Here is a 16197-nt window from a genome sequence, read left to right as displayed (position 1 = left end):
GGTCAAATGCTGCTTCCCGACCACAGACTGCTGCTCGCTGCCGGGCTGTGGCTGTTGCTGGGTCTGGCGGTCGCCGTCGTGCCGAGCCTGCTGGCACTCTGGCAGGCGACTGCGGCAACGCTGTTCGGCCTGGCCGCTGCCGACGCGCTGAGCGCCTGGCGCCGTCGCGGCCGCATCACCGTGCAGCGCGATCTGTCGCATGCCATGCCGGTAGGAACCTGGCAGAACATCGGCCTCTACCTTCGCTGCGATTCAGGGCAGCAGGCTAGCGGCTGGCTGATCGACAGGCACCCGGCAGCTTTCCTCAGCGAGGGCTTGCCACTGCGCTTCACGATCGCCGCCGACCGCTACCTGCGCGTCGCCTACCGGGTTTCGGTAAGCGAGCGCGGTCGGCAGGTGTTCGACGGCGTCAACCTGCGCTGCTCGTCGCCGCTGCGCCTGTGGTTGCTGCACGAGAGCATCGCGCTGCAGGACGTGGTGCGCGTCTTTCCGAATTTCGCACGCATCGCGCACTACACGCTGCTGGCGACCGATCACCGCCTGTCGCAGATCGGTATCCTGCAACGCCGGCGACGTGGCGAGGGCATGGAATTCCAGCAGTTGCGCGACTACCATCAGGACGACTCGCCGCGGCAGATCGACTGGAAAGCCAGCTCCCGTGTCGGTCGCTTGATCTCGCGGGCATACGCCGATGATCGCGACCAGCAGATCGTCTTCCTGCTCGATTGCGGTGGCCGGATGCGTGCTCGCGATGGCGAGCTTTCGCATTTCGACCACACCCTCAACTCCTTGCTGTTGCTCGCCTGGGTCGCCCTGCGCCAGGGCGACGCCGTCGGACTGGCGACTTTTGGCCACGCTGCGCCGCGCGTGCTGCCACCACGCAAGTCTCTGGCGACCCTGCAGGCGATGATGAATGCGGTCTACGACCTGCAACCGTCGCTGCAGGTGCCCGATTACCTGCGCGCCTGTGCATCCCTCAGCCAGCGCCTGCGCAAACGGGCACTGGTGATTCTGGTCACCAACCTGCGCGACGAGGACGACGATACCTTGCTGCCGGCAGTCGAACAGTTGCGGCGGCGCCACGCGGTGAGCATCGCCAGCCTGCGCGAAGCAGTACTCGACGACTTGCTCGAAGCACCGGTCAGTGATTTCGACGCGGCGCTGACGCGCGCTGCCGGCCTCGAATACCTGCAGGCGCGGCGGCGGCAGGTGGCGCTGTTGCGCCACGCCGGCGTCGAGATTCTCGATGTCGCTGCGCGCGAACTGCCGGTGGCGCTGATTAATCACTACTGGGCCAGAAAGCGCGCCGGCGCGTTATAGTATGCGCCGCGTGCTCGTTGCCGCAGGGGGGCAACGAAATGTCTGGTCACTGGAGCGACGAGACGTGTTTCCATCATTTTGACGGCAGGGGCTGCAATGCAGATCGACGAAAACCCATACAAGGCACCTTCGGCGCGGCTGTATGACTACAGCGATAGCTCTTTCGGAACGTTTCTTCCCGAGGGCCGGCTGGTGCCGGCCGGGTGCGGCTATCAGTGGCTGTTGCGCGGCTGGGAGATGTTCCGCACGGCGCCGGGCACCTGGATCGGCATCGCGGTCGCCTTCATGCTGGTGATGCTGATCGTCGGCATGATCCCTTTCCTGAATGTCGCCGCCAACCTGTTGATTCCGGTGTTCATCGGAGGCATCAGTATCGGTTGCCGGGCCATCGAAGAAGGCGAGGGGATCCGCTTCGAGCACCTGTTTGCCGGCTTTTCGCGCCAACCGGGAGGTCTGTTGATGGTGGGGCTGCTCTACCTGCTGATGCTGCTGGTGATGGCCGTGGTACTCGGCATCGTGGCCACCGTCACCGGTGTCGCCGCACTGGCGACGATTGCTCACGACAGCGCCGGAAATACCGCCGCGTGGGCCATCGTGCTTGCCTTTCTGGTCATGATCCTGGTCTTTGCGCCACTGGCGATGGCGGTCTGGCTGGCGCCACCACTGTTGCTCTTTCATGAACTGTCGGCGTATCAGGCGATCAGGACCGGGATTCTCGTCGCGCTACGGAATTTGCTGCCCTTCCTGGTCTATGGCCTGCTGGTGCTGGTTGCCGCGGTGCTGGCCAGCCTGCCGCTGCTGCTCGGCTGGCTGGTACTGCTGCCGGTGCTCTACGCTTCACTGTACGCGGCTTACCGGGATCTGTTCTTCGCCGAACATCGATGACCGTTGCGCTTGCCGCCCCGCTGGACAGCCTCCGCCGCATCGCCACACCCGAAGGCTGCGAGATCGAGCTGCGGGTGGCCGGGCCGGTCGCGCGGGCACGTGCCTGGTTTCTCGATTTCCTGCTTCGCCTGGGGCTCTGGCTGCTGCTGGTGTTTGCCGCCGCGAAAATCGGCGATTTCGGCGCCGGCCTGCTGTTGCTCGGCGCATTTCTGCTCGAGTGGGGGTATCCGATCGTATTCGAGGTGTATCGCCACGGCCAGACTCCAGGCAAGAAAGCCTGCGGCCTGGCGGTCGTCCATGACGACGGTCGCCCCGTCGGCTGGAGTGCCGCGTTCATCCGCAACACGCTGCGCAGCGTCGATTTCCTGCCGCTGCTCTACGCCGCCGGTTTCGTCACCAGCCTGCTCAATGGCGAGGGTAAACGCCTGGGCGACCTGGCTGCCGGTACGCTGGTGGTGCATGTCGATGGCGCTGCGCGCCGTCCAGCCAGTGCGGGCAGCGGGCTCGGCAGCGAAGCACCACCCTTTGTCCTGACGCGCGATGAACAGCTGGCAATCATCGAGTACAGCCAGCGTGCCGCGCTGCTGACACCCGAGCGGGCAGCCGAGCTGGCCATCGCCGCCGCGCCGCTGAGCGCCGGTCTCGACGGTGAGGCAGCGCGGCGACGCCTGCTGCGCATCGGCAACTTCCTGCTCGGGAGTCAGCTATCCTGAATCTTCCCGGTTTCCTGCTGTCCTTGCCTGCTCTGCCCTGATACGGATCGACCTCATGAATGCTTACCCAGGACCGGCTCTGGTCACCCTCGCCACGGCGCTGCTGTTGTTCGCCTGTGCGGCCTATGTCGGCCGCTGCCGCATCAAGTTCGGCATCCAGGCGCCGGCAACCAGTGGTCACCCGCAATTCGAGATCGCTTATCGGATCCAGATGAACACCCTCGAGAACACGGTCGCTTTCCTGCCGGTGCTGTGGGTGTGCGCGTTCTACCTGTCGAGCCTCTGGGCGACGGCGCTCGGAGGCGCCTGGCTGCTGGGCCGGGTCTGGTACGCCTTGGCCTATGCGCGTGATCCGAAGACACGCGGCAAGGGCTTCCTGGTCTCGATGCTCGCTTTCGGCGCCCTTGCCCTCGGCGGCGCCTGGGGCGTGCTGCGCGGACTGCTCGCCTGAATCGCGAAACTTCCCGGACAACGCTAGGCGACGGCAGCGCGCAGAGAGCGCTGCCGGCACGCAAGCTGCGGCCGCTGCGCGCGCTGCTGCCTTACGTGGCCCGCTACCGCGGGCAGATCGCTCTGGCCTTGCTGTTCCTGCTGCTCGCCGCCAGCGCGACGCTGGCGTTGCCCTACGCCGTGAAACTGCTGGTCGACGGTGGTCTCGCAGCGTCGGCCGGCGACGTGCTCGACGATCGACTGCCGGCGATCCGCGGCCATTTCCTCTGGTTGTTCCTCGTCGCGGTGCTACTCGGGCTGGCGACCGCCGCACGTTTCTACATGGTGAGCTGGATCGGCGAGCGAGTGACCACCGATTTGCGGCAGGCGGTCTACGCGCATGTGCTGCAACAGAGTCCGCAGTTCTTCGAGACCCTCAAAACCGGCGAAGTGCTGTCGCGGCTGACCACCGACACGACGGTGATTCACAACGCCGTCGGTTCGAGCATCAGCATGGGCCTGCGCAACCTGGTGTTGCTGGTCGGCGGGCTGACCATGCTGCTCACCACGACGCCGCGGTTGATGCTGACGGTGGCGGGGATCATCGTGCTGGTGGTGCTGCCGGCAGCACTCATCGCTCGCCGCGTACGCAAACTCTCGCGCGCCAGCCAGGACCGCATTGCCGATACCAGTGGCATCGCCGGCGAGATCCTCAATGCCATTCCGGTGGTTCAGAGTTATACCCAGGAGAGTGCCGAAACGGCACGCTTCGCTATCGCCAACGAGCAGGCTTTTTCCACCTCGATCCGCCGCAGCGGCACACGCTCGGCGCTCACCGCCTTCGTCATCATCGGCGTCTTTGCTTCGCTGCTCTACGGCCTGTACGGCGGCGTTCAGGCGGTGCTCGCCGGCGAGATCAGCGCCGGCCAGTTGAGCCAGACGGCGCTCTATGTGATGCTTGTCGCCGGCAGCGTGGCCGTACTTGCCGAGGTCTGGGGCGACCTGCTGCGCGCTTCGGGGGCCACCGAAAGGTTGATGGAACTGCTCGGCGAGCGTTCGCCGATCACCGAGCCGGCGCTGCCCGTTGCCCTGCCGGCAGCGGCGGCCGGCTTGCAGGTGCGCTTCAGCGAGGTGCGCTTCGCCTATCCGTCGCGCCCGCTGCAGCCGGTGCTGCAGGGGCTCGATTTCACCATCGATGCCGGGCAGACGGTGGCGCTGGTCGGGCCGTCGGGGGCCGGCAAGACGACCGTCTTCCAGTTACTGCAGCGCTTTTACGACGTCAGCGAGGGGGTCATCCGGATCGATGGCATCGACCTGCGGTGCGCGCGCCTGACCGAGTTGCGCGCACGCATAGCGGTGGTGCCACAGGAGGCGGTGATCTTCTCGGGCAGCATCGCCGACAACATCCGTTACGGCAAAGCCGAGGCCTCCGACGAGGAAACCCGTGCTGCCGCACGCGCGGCCTTCGTCGATGAATTCGTGCAGCGACTGCCCGACGGCTACGCCACTTTCGTCGGCGAACGCGGTGTCCGCCTGTCTGGCGGCCAGCGCCAGCGCATCGCCATTGCACGTGCGATCTTGAAGAACGCTCCGCTGTTGCTGCTCGACGAAGCGACCAGCAGCCTCGACGCCGAAAGCGAGCGCGTCGTGCAGGCGGCGCTCGAAGCCGCGATGGCCGGGCGGACGACGATCGTCATTGCGCACCGCCTGGCCACCGTGCAACGCGCCGACCGGATCATCGTTCTCGACCACGGACGGGTCATCGACGTTGGCACGCACACGGCGCTGGTCGAGCGTGGCGGCTTGTACGCTCGCCTGGCGGCGCTGCAGTTTGGTGCCTGAAGAGACCCGCTGCGGCGCACGCCAGCGTTGCCGGGAAGCTGGCGAACAGCGTGGCTTTGCTGTGCCCAAGGTGCAAAGATGGCAAGAATTCGCCCCGATCCATTTCGGGGCTCATGCTCAGAGAGGAATAGGCATGCAAGCAGACGTCGACGATCGCCGCAGGATCAACAACGACACTCCCAGCGCGCTGTGGTCACGCAGGGCGCAGGGACTGTGGCTGGCAGCGCTGGGGGTCGTGCTGCTCGGTGGCTTCCTTGCCTGGCAGCATTTTTACCCGGTGACGGCAGCGGATGGCTGGACATACCGGGTCTACCTCGATGGCATTCCGCAGGTCAGCGCCCTGGCGAAAGACCGTGATGGCGCCTTGTACATCAGCAAGGAACTCGGCAACGAGCGTGGCCTCCTGTTCAGGCGTGCGGCGAGTGGCAGCCTGTCCCAGGCCGTGGTCGGGCTCTCCAAGCCCGATGGACTGGTGGCGTTTCACGACGGCATCGCGATTGCTCAGGAAGGGGGCGACCTGCCGGTGCTTTGGCTGCATGACGGTCAAACGGAAGCCCTATTCCAGGGGCGAAGTGTCGAAGGTCTCGCCAGCGATGGCCGGTATCTGTACGCCATCGAAGATCGACCGGGCGATGGGCGTCTGCTGCGCTTCGACCCGCTCACCAGGGTGTTGACCGTCTTGCGCAGCGGCCTCAGCGAGGGTGAGGGCGTCGCGGTTTGTCCCGATGGGCGCTTGTTCTATACCGAAAAGGGAAAACGCTGGGTCAAGCGCTGGCAGGCCGACGGTGCCGATGTGCTGGTCCTCGAACAGCTCAACGCGCCGGGTTTTCTGATGTGCAACGAGGAAGGGCTGTGGATCACCGAAGACGCCACGCATCGGGCACGCCTGCTGCTGCTCGACCGAACAGGATCGTTGCAGACCATACTGCGCGGTCTGCGCTCCGGGCAAACCGTTCTGCCGCTGGCCCCGGGCCGGCTGCTGCTTGCCGAGCAAGGCCGCGGCCGTATTCTCGAAGTCGAGCGTTTGCCTGCAGCCTCCAGATGAACCCCCGATCCTTCCGGGAACGGCGTATCCGGACCAGGGTGCTGCTGCCGTGCGTCGCCACCGTTCCAACCGGCTTTGCTTGACCTCAACCTTTAGGAGAAAAAGACATGACGGACATGACAAGCAGCATGAAGCACCAGCTTCTCGGACTCTATGATTCACCTTTCGTGCGCCGCGTTGCGGTGACCATGCAGTGCTATGCGATCCCCTATGAGCATGTTTCGCTGTCAGTGTTCAGGCAGATGGACGCCATGCGTCCACTCAATCCGCTGTTCAAAGTGCCGATGTTGACACTGCCCGACGGTGAGAAAATCTACGAAAGTGCCTATCTGCTCGACTACCTCGACGAACTCGCTGCCGAACGTGGCATGACACCGTTGACGCCGCGCAGCGGGAGCGAACATCGGCAGGTGCAGCAACTGATGGCCCTGGCCATGGTGGCTACGGAAAAGGCCGTGGCCATCGAATACGAGCGCAAGCGCCCGGCCGAGCTGCAATGGCCTGACTGGACGAACCGCCTGCGCGGCCAGATGCGTCAGGCCCTGGCGATGCTCGAAGAGCGGCTGGACGGCGATTTTCTGTTCGGTGGCCGCCTGACGCAGGCCGACATCAGCAGCGTTGCCGGAATCGGCTTCATCCGTTACGTCCTGCCCCACGAATGGCCGAGCGGTGAGTGCCCGGCGCTCGAACGCCTGGCAGAGCGGCTCGAAGCGAGCGAAGCGTTCCAGGCGGTGCCGATCGAGGAGTGATTTGTCTGGAGTAATGGCTATGATCCAACACTACAGAAGTCACCCACTACCCAGGGCCTTGCCACTCGGACAGCATATGGCCAAAATTTATCAACCATATGATTCTTATAGGCTTATGTTTCATTCGGTTGAGCTTCTGTAGGTCGCCATCCTTTTCGGACCATTCGGTCATGCTTGGGCAGACGAGGTGTGAGCCACCCAGAAATCTGCCAAGTGCATGACAATATAGTATATACGGTGCTTTGGAGTATACGTTCCGAGTGGCGAGGCCCTGGGTAGTGGGTCAGGGCGCGAGCGCCAGGCTGACGCCAGGAGGAGAGTAGCTCACGAATGTATCGCCGCTGCATCGCGAGAGATTCTTTTAACCTATTGACCATTGAACATTGAAACCGATCTAGCGGTTCGCTTTTATTTAAGCAATACGTCTAGCATTTTTTCTTGATGAGCTTTTATGTCAAAAAAATTCCATTCCTGCCCCGCTCCCCGAGAAGCGCTTTGATTGTCTTTGCATTTTTGCATCATAATCATGAACTTGATTGATGCCACACTGACCTGCCTAATTTTTCCTGAAGCATCTAGGTAATGATCAAGTTTGGTTTTCGGGCTCCAATTAGAACCGGAACTATTCGCTTCGCTACCAATCATGGCGTAGTTACCAAAGCAGTTTATTTGCTCTTCATTAGGCGTACCATTCTTTCCAGTTGCATTGGCAGTTGGGAAGTAATGCTCCAGACTCCTGCGCGTTCTTGAAAAATAAAACTGTTCGAATACTTTCAGGCCAAAATCACCACATCCAAGTGCTGCAAAATAGTCAGTTCGTTCTTTACTGCCTTCTTTTGTTTTTTCGCCGCGAAGCGTATTGGCATATTCTTCCCACAGTTTATAGTCAAGATAGTTGAAAACGAACAAAGGAATCCCCTTTGATTTTGCAGTGCCATCTCCATAGATTGCAGTAAAATTAAATATGTCATTGCGTGGCGTTATATCAAATTGATTGTTTTGAAAGATTGTGTTATCGAAACTGCCGGGTTTAGGAGTATTAATTTCGTTAAGGTTGTCGTTCACCAAATACACATCTTTGAAAAATTTGTCCGCCAACCCCGCTACGAAATTACAATACGGGCTGATATCTGTACCTTGGCGGAATAGATGCAACAAGCAATAGAAAAGATAATTCTTGCGTTGCCTTGCTGTAAATGAGACCTCGAACATCGAAAGTGACTGCACTAGTTTATGCTGAATATTGATATCGTCAACACGATTTTTCAAATACTCGTTTTTTCCGTCTTTTTGCCAGTACTGAAGCTTCCAGGGGTTATTCTCAATAGTGTCATCTTCATTTGAATGATGCACGAGATAGTTGTCAAGAAGATATTTTGCCATCAGCAGGTTGAAGCCGAACATCTTTACAAACTTTTCATTAACCTGCACCTTGTCAAACTCATGAATCAAATCTTTATCGTCCAGATTAAAGCTTGTAGGATCAAAGTCGCTTTCTTCCATACGGGTAAGTTTCAACACAATAAGCAAGAAGTTTGCAAAATCCATTATCGGCTGGAACGTATCGAGTTTGTCCTCTTCTTGCTGCAGTTTGTCTATACCTTTGTAATTGATAAGATCACCGAAAGTCAGTGTATTGGTGTTATCGTCAGCTTGAGGTATATCGTTAAAGTTTAATACCTTGAAATCACTGAGATTATTTCCAAATATTGCGGTATCACGATACTTTTGCTGTATGTAGACCTTCATTTCGCTGCAATTTTCCCAAAGGCGATTGAACTTTGCTTTGTCGGCGTTGTTTAGTTTTTCGATAAGACGTGCTTTAATAATTTCGTGCTTTTCCAGTTGCTCACCTCTGGAATTCATAACCTCAAAGTAGTGGTTTAGATCTATATCTTTGGGCACATGATAGTGAATCAGGTGAACGCTGTGCTGAATATATTCTTTGTACTTGGATAAATCGTTGGCCGGAACTATTTCATTAATGGCGTTCTTCGCATATTTAAAGCCATTTACAATTCCAGCGTCTTTTTCGTCAACCTTGAATTCAGGGATGCTTTTAATGGTGTCGTTCGATTTTTTGCGTGCCCTATACGTAAGTTTGTTTTGGATGAGAATTCCCAATGCACCCAGGACGAGGTTAATTGTGGTTAGCCTCTGTTGGCCATCAATCACTTCATATACCTGATCTCCTTTATGGAAGGACACCAATGTCCCGATAAAATAGGTCGGTTTTCTTGAAGTGAACGAATCATAAACATCCTGAATCAATGCGGAAATCTCATCTTTTTCCCATGCATAGTTTCTCTGGTATATTGGCACTTCATAGGTTGCTTTGTCACCATTATAAATTTCAGCTATAGAAAGTTCTTTGAGGGGGAGCGTTTTGGTTTTCATTTTCTGTCCTCCATGAATTTGTTTGATTTGAAATAGTGAAGATAGTTTTGATAAATGTCGTTTTCGTCTCGATCATCCACATTATCTTTTTTTGCTGCTATCTTGTTAATTGGCAACAGGTTCACCTTGTCGGAAAGTGAACTTAAAAGCGAAACCGGTGAATCTGAGTCGGTGATGATTTTGTATATATTAAAGGAGTTTATAAGATCGTTACCCATAATGTAATTCTGGGCAGACAGCCAGCCGAGATTGTAGTATTGTGCCCTTAGCGAATAGGCCCAGACAAAAGCAAACACCACAAATTGATCTAACATTTCCAAGTCAATTTTTGCAGGTCGTTCTGGGCAGAACCTATCAACATAGAGCAAAATAGCGGTGTCTAACAACAGGCGTGTAATTCGGTTGCCAACACCGTTTTTGTATGTACTCAGGTCAAGTGTTTTTATGATATCGTTATCATTGATGAAATAGCCCTCGTATTTGTCGTTGTTCTGAATATCTTTAAGAATTTCAAAGTAGTGTTTTGCATAGTCAAAAAAAGGTTTACCCGCCACAATTGGCGTATCCAACTGAAACGGTTTAAGATTGCGTATGCCTGAGACAAAAGGAGTTGAGGAATGATTAACCGTATCGGCATAGGCAAATGCCCCTTTGTAGAATTGAGCATAAGGGAAGTTATCCTGCCTGGTAATGCCCTTGAATTTATGAATATTATGTTCTGTGAGTTCCCATGCTTTGTTGCCTTTTGTCCATTCTTTTACGCGATAGAGATAATCACTAAATAGTCCGGAGAGTTCTTTTTGGTCTAAATCCTCCCAACTTTTTACAACCTTCTCGGTCTCCGCTACATCCAAATCGTTCATTTCACGAAGATGATAGGCCTTCAGCAAATCATGGGGGTAAAGCTTTTTACCACGAGCATTTTGCGAATCAAAAAACTGGAAGGCTTCGGATATGTTCTCTGTAACGACAACAATGAGTTCGCAGTTGTTTTCGATGTAATCCAGTAGTTCTCCTCTTTCTCGTACATCAATATTAACTGTACGTCTTTCCAGTGTGCGAAAGTTATTGGGTATGTTGCGAGTATTATGTGGATTATTGGCGAGGGGTTGCTCTAAAAAGCGTATTGAGGTAACACCAAGAGCCTTCAGTAACAACGAAAAGGTGATAGTTCTCTGTTGCCCGTCAACGATGTTATATGTTGATCTTCCTTCTTGGTGTAGAATGAGTGTCCCTACACGGTAGGTTTCTTTATTCTCTTTTTTTGCACCAATAATATCGTCCAGCAGTTGAATTGCATTTTTGGCTGTCCATTTATAGGGGCGCTGATAAGGTGGAATCACTAAGTTAATATCAGGAATGGGGTTGCCGTCGACATCCTTTGTGATTTTATTGTGCGACAATAAGTCACCGATTTTTGTTATTGCGAGTTTTAAGCATGTGCTCATATATTATAGTCCTTTTAATATTGTTCTTTCTGCCGCCTTGACGGCTACATATTTTATTCTAGCATGCATCTCTGTCTTTTCTATATTTCATCGACTACACTTATCGATTCATCACATTGTGCTGGCGATATGCACCACCGGGAAGCGTTCGCGCAGGCTGTCCTTGAAGCTTTGCGCGGTAAAGCTCTGGTCGAGCTTGACGATGCCGGGCAGCACGCCGGCGCTGCCGGGTTGCTTGACGATGGCGGCCATTTCGCTGGGCCCGCGCGCAGGGCGTCTTGTGTACCCCAGGCCTGCGTGACGCCGTGGCCGGCCACCTTCCAGCCAGCGCGCGGCTTGTCTTTCAGCCGTCCGCGCGGCGTCGGTATAGAGCGCCACGGCGTAGGGCTGCGCGAGGTAACGTTCGCCGTCGTACAGTGCGGCGAACGGCACGTAGCGCAGCGTGCCGTCGAGCGCGACCATCAGCTTGCGCGCGCCGATCGCTTCGAGGTTGTCTCGGCGACCGGCGCAATCAGGTGGTCGTAGAGGAGCAGCTTGGCTGCCTCCGCACCGAGTTGGGTCAGCGGGTGGCCGGCGGTCTGCAGTTTCGCGTCGGCAGCGATTGATTTCGCGGCCGGTGAAGCTCGCGCGCGTGGCGCGCGGATCGTCGCCGGCGTCGCGGCGGATGAAGTCGTGGTACTCGTCTTCCTTGAGCATCGCCAGCACCTGCTGTGCCTCGGCCAGTCGCCCGGCGTCGATCAGCAGGCCGATGAGATGATGGTAGGTCGTCTAGACGGTGCCACGAAGGCTTTCTGCGTCGTGACGTCGGTGGTTTTGAGGTGGTTGCGCACGCTTTGCAGCGTGTTGACTGCTTGCTTGCCGTAGAAGATGGCAAGATCCGGCAAGCTCTTTGCGTAAAACGTGCAGAGGTTGCCCTGGATGGTCCAGGCGAGCCGGGGCTCTCCGGCGTTGAGGAGGATACGGTAAGCGCGGCGGTAGAGCGGCTCGGCCTCCGCATACCGGCCTTGCGCCCGGTACAGCAACGCCAGGTTGTTGAGGCTCGTCGCCAAGTCCAGGTGCTCGGCGCCGAGCGCTTTTTCCCGGATCACCAGTGATCGGCGGAATAGCGGCTCCGCCTCCGCGTACCGGCCCTGCGTCTGGTGTAGCTCCGCCAAGTTGTTGAGGCTCGCGGCCACGTTCGGGTGCTCGGGGCCGAGCGCTTTCTCGCGGATCGCCAGCGCACGGCGGTGGAGCGGCTCGGCGTCGGCGGTACGGCCCATTTGCTGGAGGATAAGGGCGACATCGTTAAAGCTCACCGCTACCGCAGGTGTATCGGTACCGCTGGCCGCTAGCTGCGCCGCCAGGATTTTGCTGGTAGAGGGTCAATGCTTCGGCGTGGTTGCCCTGGGCAAACCTTTTTTCGGCGGACGTGTTTTTCGCGAGCCACTCCTGTCCGTTCTCGGTGAACCAGTCCTGCGCCTCGCGCGCCAGTTCGGGCTGCCAGGCCCGCTGGATGAACCGCGCAAAGTCGGCCAGCGGGCCGTCCTGCAGCGCTGACTCGTCCTCGATCAGCGGCACGGTCTTTTCGTACCATAGCCAGGCACTGCGCCGGTCGCCCTGCAGCAGATAGGTGTGGCCGAGGTTCACCGTCACCGCCATGCTACCAGGGTCGATCGCCCGCGCTTTTTCGCACGCGGTGCGGGCATCCGCAACGGCGTTGGTCAGAATGCGGTGTCAGCACAGATTGCCCCACGCGAGCGCGGAATTCGAGTCGAGTGCCACAGCCCGTTGGGAGTCGGCCAGAGTGCTTTCGTCCTGGCCAAGTTCGCCAAGCGTTTGTCCGCGAATGAGGAGAGACGGCAGGCCATCGAGCTGCTGCGCCAGCAGGCGACTCGCGTACTCGACGACTGCCTTCCAATTCTTGGCGCTGGCCACCTGTCCCGCCAGATCTCGCAACTGCTCGACCGACACCGTGGCGGACGATCCGGCGGCCGGCGGCTGCGGCTCTTCGGCCCATAGAGCGGCCGGTTGCAGCAGAAAAGCGGCAAGCAGCAGGGCCGGAAATCGATGCTTCGGCATGGTTCGTCTCCTGGTTGGCCAATCGGCGGGACAATCGTTTGGGGCACCGTCCACTCAGACGAGCGACGAGCGTTGTTGTCAGGCTGTTGTTGCAGAGCGCGTCCGATAGCGTGTCAAAGGCCGCAGGAAGCGGTGATGAACGCAGCGCATCTTTCGTCTTGCCTGCCAGCGACGGTGCGTTGCGCTCAACACGGCACTCAATACGGCACCTCGCGGCCAGACGCCGGCGGCGCCAACGCGTAACTCGTGCTGCGTCCACCGGCATCCGATCTGACCAGGACGCCTCGTTCCAGCAACACGTGGATATCCCGCAGCGCCGTATCTGACGAGCACTTGGCGATCGCCGCCCACTTGCTGCTGGTCAGCTTGCCTTCAAAGCCATCCAGCAGCCGGTTGAGCAGTTTGATTTGCCGCTCATTCATCGGCGTAACCGCCCAACGCTGCCAGAAGCTCGCCTTGGTGAGCACAGCGGCCAGCGTCTCTTCGGCAGCGTCGATGGCCCGCAGCAGGCAGCCGACGAACCACTCCAGCCAGTCGGTAACCTCGAGCGTCCCCTTCTGAGTGCGCTCAAGCCGGTCGTAGTAGTCCCGACGCTCGCGTTGCATCTGGGCCGACACGCTGTAGAAGCGCTGCGTCGACCGCTCGGCCCGTGCCAGTGCCATGTCACCGACGGCTCTGGCGATGCGCCCGTTGCCATCGTCGAAAGGATGGAGGGTCACCAACCACAGGTGAGCCAGTCCCGCCTTGATCACCGGATCGGCGGGCTGATCGCTGTTGAACCACAGCAAGAAGTCCGACATTTCGACAGCCAGCGAATGGGCCGGCGGTGCTTCATAGTGCACCCTCTGTCGGCCCAGTGGTCCTGAGACGACTTGCATCGGTCCCAGCGCGTCGTCACGCCAGGCGCCGACACGAATCCTCACCAGTCCGCTGTAGCCGGTAGGGAACAGTGCGGCATGCCAGCCGAACAGTCGCTGCGGTGTCAGTTCGCAGTCGTGCTGCCGAGTGGCATCGAGGATCATGTCGACCACACCTTCGACGTTCCGGTCAGCCGGAGCGAGGCCGCCGATGTCCACGCCCAGCCGGCGGGCGAGTGACGAGCGAACCGAATCGGGGTTGAGTTTTTCGCCCTCGATCTCGCTGGTCTTGAGCACGTCTTCGGTTAGTACCTGGAGTGTCGCTTGCTCGCGCAGCCCGACGCCGAGATCATGCAGGCGCCCGAGCAAGCGTCCCTGCGACTGGTGCACCTCAGCGAGCGGTTGCGCCAGCCTCTGGCGGTCGAAACGCCAGTGTGGCCAATCGTCCTGCTGCCAGATGAAGCGCTTGTTTCCGTCATTCATGCGGTAATTGTGTGGGCCAGTCTCGTCAAAGTCAAGACAATCGCCGCATTTAATGCGGCGATTAGTCGCCGCATTCGCCGCTTTCCGTTGACCAACGGACGAGGTTGGTGCCGGCCGCGGGGTTGGGCAGGACGTCGTGGTTGACGCCGCGGTCAGCGGACTTCGATCCGACCCTGGCCCTTTATCACTACAAATCTCCTGTAAATTTTCGAGAGAGGAAGACTCCACCCATGCTACCCACAATGCTTAAAGCGGCATTGTAGGTGATAAGAATTATAAAAGTCGCCAGCACTCCGCCAATCTGATCCACGTAAGCGGTTGTGAAGAAGTCTTCCGACATTTCAACAGCTAATCCATGAGGAAATGCCGTCTCGGAATGTCGGAGAACTTACCCAAGACCGCTTACCCGCCGAAGTGCTGATAAACACGAGCCATCAGTTCGCCAAGCATCGCCCCGTATAGCCATGGACATTCCAACAGCCATTTTCCTGCGTGGCGCCAAATAGGCGGCTACAAATGCAGCAAACCCAGGAGCACCAAGTAGCACCAGCCGTAATAGTTCGTGATAGCTGAATATGACATACAACACCTGCCCAACTACAAACACGCCGATTCCGGCTAACGAGGCCTTTGGTACAGTCCAGCGAGTCATGGTTTATTGCTAGCCGGGGTTTAACGTGCGCCGTGGCAAGGCGCTGTCTTTCCGCGGGTGCGAATCCCGCCCGGTAACTTTCGTTCCAACCGGTAGCAACTGGAGCAGACGTGGAGGTAACGAAGCGGCTGAAGCCTCTGGTGTAGAGGGTTCTGTAAGGAACTTGGCGAGCATGCAGGCCGTAACGTGAGTGAACGCTGAGCAGGCCTCGAAAACGGTGATGCGGAAGCCGACCCGGCGTTAATACGGGGAAGGCCGCTGTCACAGGTGAAGTGAACGAAAAGCAACCTGTGGTTCCGCCGGGGTATTGGCGATGGCATGCATGAAAGAGGAAGGCAGACGCAACACGGGAAGCCCCATCCCGTGGTCAAGCGCAAGACCAACCGGACGCCCGCGAGGGACAGGCTGGGCGAGATGGGGTGGCGGAGAGGCCCGTAGTACCGATGAAGTCGGGTAATGCCGATGGAGGAAAGGGGCCTCAGTTCAAGACCAACGCAAGAAGCGGGAAGGGACACGAGATTGGACAACCTGCAAACTCCGATCAGCGTTCAGAAACTGCGGACCGCGTTACATGCCAAAGCGAAGGAAGAACCCGAGTACCGGTTCTACCTCCTGTACGACAAGATTCATCGACGGGACGTGCTCGACCACGCCTACCGAAGCTGCAAAGCCAACCAGGGAGCAGCCGGGGTGGATGGCGTACGTTTTGAAGACATCGAAGCGTATGGAGAAGAACGCTGGCTTGGGGAACTGGCGGAACGGCTGAAGAAGAAAGACTACCGACCGGAAGCGGTCAAGCGGGTCTGGATTCCCAAGCCGAACGGCAAGCTGCGCCCCTTGGGCATACCGACGATCACCGACCGAGTGGTACAAACGGCGGCCATGCTCGTGCTGGAACCCATCTTTGAAGCCGATCTGCAACCGGAGCAATACGCGTACCGGGCAGAGCGGGGAGCGCAGGATGCGGTACAAGCGGTTCATCGTCTATTGAACACCGGACACCAGCAAGTGATCGATGCGGATTTATCAGGCTATTTCGATAGCATTCCGCACCCTGAGCTTATGAAGAGCGTCGCCCGTCGGATCGTTGATCGGCACGTTCTATACCTCATCAAGCAATGGCTGGATGCCCCGGTGGAAGAGGACGACGGACACGGTCACCGGAAGCGGACGACGTCCAACCGGGACACCGGACGCGGTACCCCGCAAGGGGCTCCGATTTCACCGCTGCTGTCGAATCTGTACATGCGGCGATTCATCCTCGGATGGAAGACATTGGGGTATGCCCGCCGCTGGTCGGCGCAAATTGTCAATTAGGA

The 16197-nt window shown here is 58.1% G+C and carries 15 protein-coding genes; 8 read left to right on the top strand and 7 right to left on the bottom strand.

Annotated elements, in window-relative coordinates:
* Positions 1-6: 6 nt before the first annotated feature.
* From V5B59_RS12315 to V5B59_RS12285, 7 genes are all read left to right on the top strand, one after another.
* A complete protein-coding gene (locus tag V5B59_RS12315; protein ID WP_034919903.1) occupies positions 7-1320 on the top strand; it encodes a DUF58 domain-containing protein in 1314 nt (437 codons plus the stop codon).
* 96 nt (positions 1321-1416) lie between these two features.
* Positions 1417-2205, top strand: coding sequence for a BPSS1780 family membrane protein (locus tag V5B59_RS12310; protein ID WP_034919901.1), 789 nt, complete (start codon positions 1417-1419; stop codon positions 2203-2205).
* Positions 2202-2918 (top strand): RDD family protein, encoded by a 717-nt coding sequence (locus V5B59_RS12305; protein ID WP_034919899.1) that lies wholly within the window; start codon positions 2202-2204, stop codon positions 2916-2918. Before V5B59_RS12310 ends, V5B59_RS12305 begins: the two co-directional genes overlap by 4 nt.
* A gap of 55 nt (positions 2919-2973) precedes the next feature.
* The gene (locus tag V5B59_RS12300) at positions 2974-3369 is read left to right on the top strand and encodes an MAPEG family protein (RefSeq protein ID WP_034919897.1); all 396 of its coding nucleotides are present in this window, start codon (positions 2974-2976) and stop codon (positions 3367-3369) included.
* 95 nt (positions 3370-3464) lie between these two features.
* A complete protein-coding gene (locus tag V5B59_RS12295) occupies positions 3465-5189 on the top strand; it encodes an ABC transporter transmembrane domain-containing protein (protein WP_288129581.1) in 1725 nt (574 codons plus the stop codon).
* Between the two features lie 133 nt (positions 5190-5322).
* Positions 5323-6234 (top strand): hypothetical protein, encoded by a 912-nt coding sequence (locus V5B59_RS12290; protein WP_288129583.1) that lies wholly within the window; start codon positions 5323-5325, stop codon positions 6232-6234.
* 107 nt (positions 6235-6341) lie between these two features.
* Positions 6342-6983 carry a glutathione S-transferase family protein gene (locus V5B59_RS12285; RefSeq protein ID WP_169069216.1) on the top strand — a complete coding sequence of 214 codons (642 nt, stop codon included), beginning with the start codon at positions 6342-6344 and terminating at the stop codon, positions 6981-6983.
* 408 nt (positions 6984-7391) lie between these two features.
* Here the strand turns inward: V5B59_RS12285 and V5B59_RS12280 are convergent, their stop codons facing one another.
* The 7 genes from V5B59_RS12280 to V5B59_RS12250 all read right to left on the bottom strand — a co-directional run bounded on the left by V5B59_RS12280 (position 7392) and on the right by V5B59_RS12250 (position 14226).
* A complete protein-coding gene (locus V5B59_RS12280; RefSeq protein ID WP_288129585.1) occupies positions 7392-9380 on the bottom strand; it encodes a DUF262 domain-containing protein in 1989 nt (662 codons plus the stop codon).
* Positions 9377-10828: a DUF262 domain-containing protein gene (locus tag V5B59_RS12275; RefSeq protein ID WP_288129587.1), complete on the bottom strand. Its 1452-nt coding sequence runs from the start codon at positions 10826-10828 to the stop codon at positions 9377-9379. The genes V5B59_RS12280 and V5B59_RS12275 overlap by 4 nt, the downstream gene beginning before the upstream one ends.
* A 111-nt stretch (positions 10829-10939) precedes the next feature.
* Positions 10940-11524 (bottom strand): CHAT domain-containing protein, encoded by a 585-nt coding sequence (locus tag V5B59_RS12270; RefSeq protein WP_169069210.1) that lies wholly within the window; start codon positions 11522-11524, stop codon positions 10940-10942.
* A gap of 41 nt (positions 11525-11565) precedes the next feature.
* Entirely contained in the window at positions 11566-12123 is a 558-nt protein-coding gene (locus V5B59_RS12265; RefSeq protein WP_308240037.1) for a tetratricopeptide repeat protein, read from the bottom strand.
* Entirely contained in the window at positions 12113-12466 is a 354-nt protein-coding gene (locus V5B59_RS12260) for a hypothetical protein (protein ID WP_332351920.1), read from the bottom strand. The genes V5B59_RS12265 and V5B59_RS12260 overlap by 11 nt, the downstream gene beginning before the upstream one ends.
* 75 nt (positions 12467-12541) lie before the next feature.
* Positions 12542-12886, bottom strand: a complete 345-nt coding sequence (locus V5B59_RS12255; RefSeq protein ID WP_169069208.1) for a hypothetical protein — start codon at positions 12884-12886, stop codon at positions 12542-12544.
* A gap of 197 nt (positions 12887-13083) precedes the next feature.
* Positions 13084-14226 carry a Fic family protein gene (locus tag V5B59_RS12250; protein WP_034908277.1) on the bottom strand — a complete coding sequence of 381 codons (1143 nt, stop codon included), beginning with the start codon at positions 14224-14226 and terminating at the stop codon, positions 13084-13086.
* 1171 nt (positions 14227-15397) lie between these two features.
* On the opposite strand from V5B59_RS12250, the gene V5B59_RS12245 reads away from it, so the two are divergent.
* Positions 15398-16195: a reverse transcriptase domain-containing protein gene (locus V5B59_RS12245; RefSeq protein ID WP_372703495.1), complete on the top strand. Its 798-nt coding sequence runs from the start codon at positions 15398-15400 to the stop codon at positions 16193-16195.
* Positions 16196-16197 lie beyond the last annotated feature (2 nt).

This window comes from Candidatus Accumulibacter contiguus (genome assembly GCF_036625285.1).
Lineage (GTDB): Bacteria > Pseudomonadota > Gammaproteobacteria > Burkholderiales > Rhodocyclaceae > Accumulibacter > Accumulibacter contiguus.
The sequence above is the reverse complement of the archived record's forward strand: the minus strand, read 5'-3'. Positions and strand labels throughout refer to the sequence as shown.